At 64.1% G+C, this 2041-nt stretch carries 2 protein-coding genes; both read left to right on the top strand.

All coding sequences use genetic code 11. The annotated features are described in order from the left end of the window. Window positions 1-1253, top strand: a 1253-nt coding sequence (gene ettA, locus EOA60_RS30525) for an energy-dependent translational throttle protein EttA (RefSeq protein WP_128312436.1), incomplete at its 5' end; no start/stop codon positions are given. Window positions 1254-1291: 38 nt separating this feature from the next. Further along, the coding region (tam, locus tag EOA60_RS30530) for a trans-aconitate 2-methyltransferase (RefSeq protein WP_128312438.1) at window positions 1292-2041 on the top strand (750 nt) is incomplete at its 3' end.

Below are 2041 nucleotides of genomic sequence, written 5' to 3' on the forward strand. Positions count from 1 at the left end.
ATCTCGAGCAGCAGGTCGAGATGGCGATGGACGCCCTGCAGTGCCCGCCGGCCGATTCCGAAGTGACCAACCTCTCGGGCGGCGAGCGGCGCCGCGTGGCGCTCTGCCGGCTGCTTCTCGAGCAGCCCGACCTGTTGCTGCTCGACGAGCCGACCAACCATCTCGACGCCGAGACCACGCAGTGGCTGGAAAAGCACCTGCGCGACTATCCGGGCTCGGTGCTGATCATCACCCACGACCGCTACTTCCTCGACAACGTCACCGGCTGGAGTCTCGAGCTCGACCGCGGCCGCGGCCTTCCCTACGAGGGCAACTACACCAAATATCTCGATGCCAAGGCCAAGCGCCTGATCCAGGAAGGGCGCGAGGACGACGCCCGCCAGAAGGCGATCTGGCGCGAGCGCGAATGGATCCAATCCTCGCCGAAGGCGCGCCAGACCAAGTCCAAGGCGCGCATCAAGGCCTACGAGGAATTGGTCGAGCAGTCGCAGAACCGCAAGCCGACCGACACGCAGATCGTCATCCCGTCGAGCGAGCGCCTCGGCAATGTCGTCATCGAGGTCGAGGGCCTCAACAAGGGCTTTGCCGACGAGCTTTTGATCGAGGATCTGTCGTTCAAACTGCCGCCGGGCGGTATCGTCGGCGTCATCGGCCCGAACGGTGCCGGCAAGACGACGCTGTTCAGGATGATCACCGGCCAGGAAACACCGGATGCCGGCTCGATCCGCAAGGGCGAGACTGTGAAGCTCGGCTATGTCGACCAAAGCCGCGACGCGCTCGACCCGAACAAGACGGTTTGGGAAGAGATCTCGGGCGGCGCCGAGGTCATCAAGCTCGGCAAGCACGAGGTCAACAGCCGCGCTTACTGCTCGTCCTTCAACTTCCGCGGCGGCGACCAGCAGCAGAAGGTCGGCAATCTTTCCGGCGGCCAGCGCAACCGCGTGCATCTGGCCAAGATGCTGAAGGGCGGCGGCAATGTGCTGCTGCTCGACGAACCGACCAACGATCTCGACACCGAAACGCTGGGCGCGCTTGAAGATGCGCTCGAAGCCTATGCCGGTTGCGCGGTGATCATCAGCCACGACCGCATGTTCCTCGACCGCATGGCGACCCACATGCTCGCCTTCGAGGGCGACGCGCATGTCGAATGGTTCGAAGGCAACTTCGAGGAATATGAGAAGGACAAGCTGCGCCGCCTGGGCGCGGAGGCGGCAACCCCGCACCGCATGACGCACAAGCGGCTGACGCGGTAACAAAGTCCGTGGGCGGCGAACACATATGAGGCTCTGAAATGGCTGACTGGTCCGCCGCCCAATATCTGAAGTTCGAGGACGAGCGCACGCGGCCCGCGCGGGACCTGGCAGCACAAGTCCCGGTCGATTTCCCGCGCCGCGTCGTCGATATCGGCTGCGGTCCGGGCAACTCGACGGAGCTGCTGGTCGAGCGCTGGCCGGATGCGGAGGTCAGCGGCTTCGACACCTCACCCGACATGATCGAGAAGGCGAAGGCGCGGCTGCCCAACGTGAATTTCGCTCTAGCCGATGCTTCCGCATGGCAGCCGGCACAGCCCGTCGACGTGATCTTCGCAAACGCGGTCTTTCAATGGCTGCCGGAGCATCCGGCGGTGTTCCAGCAGCTGATCGGGCTGCTCGCGCCGGGCGGCGCCTTGGCCATCCAGATGCCCGATAATCTTGGTGAACCCTCGCATCGGTTGATGCGCGACACCGCGGCCGAGATGCCGTTCTCGGCCAAGCTCAGGAGCGCCGCCCGCGCGCCGCTGCCCCCGGTTTCCTTCTACTACGATCTTCTGTCGCCGCTCGCCGATCGCGTGGATATCTGGCACACGATCTACAATCATCCGTTGGCCAATGCCGAAGCGATCGTCGAATGGGTCAAGGCGACGGGGCTGAAGCCGTTCCTCGATCCGCTCGACGCGGACGAGAGAAAGACATTCCTCGAAAGCTACACCGCAAAGATCGCAAAGGCCTATCCGAAGACGGCGACCGGCAAGGTGCTGCTGCGCTTCCCGCGCATCTTCATC

The sequence above is a fragment of the Mesorhizobium sp. M1A.F.Ca.IN.020.06.1.1 genome (assembly GCF_004023265.1).
Classification (GTDB): domain Bacteria; phylum Pseudomonadota; class Alphaproteobacteria; order Rhizobiales; family Rhizobiaceae; genus Mesorhizobium.